We start from the raw sequence: 385 nt of genomic DNA, 5'->3' as shown, positions 1-385 counted from the left end.
TGATGAATCCTTGTTCTGTAGTTTATGTACGAGAATATCCTCTTGGGCTGCTTGAGTGCAGATTCTGCCAGCTGCATTTCATATTTTCTTTGCGCTTCCCGAATTTTAGTTATACACTCGTTTCTTATCGATCTGTAGCGTTCCATCGTACCTGCTGTGCCAAGGCGGATGGCAACATCCCAGCATTTCTTCTTTTGTCTTAGTAAACGTCGAATATCCCGCCCTATCCAGGGATGTTCGTGCTTCTTTTTCTTTGGGACAGTCCAGGGTATGTATGGTTGAGTTACCCGATTGTATAACTGCCTGAATAGAGTCCATGCCTCTTGTACTGATGCCTTTGAGTCAATTTGCCAGTTCTCAGTCGATGCTGCGGAGTTAATTGCCT

The 385-nt window shown here is 44.7% G+C and carries 1 protein-coding gene; it reads right to left on the bottom strand.

All coding sequences use genetic code 11. The features are described from left to right. A partial coding sequence (locus EDI28_RS28280; protein ID WP_233353540.1) for a hypothetical protein occupies window positions 1-385 on the bottom strand: 385 nt, incomplete at both ends.

The organism is Photobacterium chitinilyticum (genome assembly GCF_004104355.1).
GTDB lineage: Bacteria > Pseudomonadota > Gammaproteobacteria > Enterobacterales > Vibrionaceae > Photobacterium > Photobacterium chitinilyticum.
The sequence above is the reverse complement of the archived record's forward strand: the minus strand, read 5'-3'. Positions and strand labels throughout refer to the sequence as shown.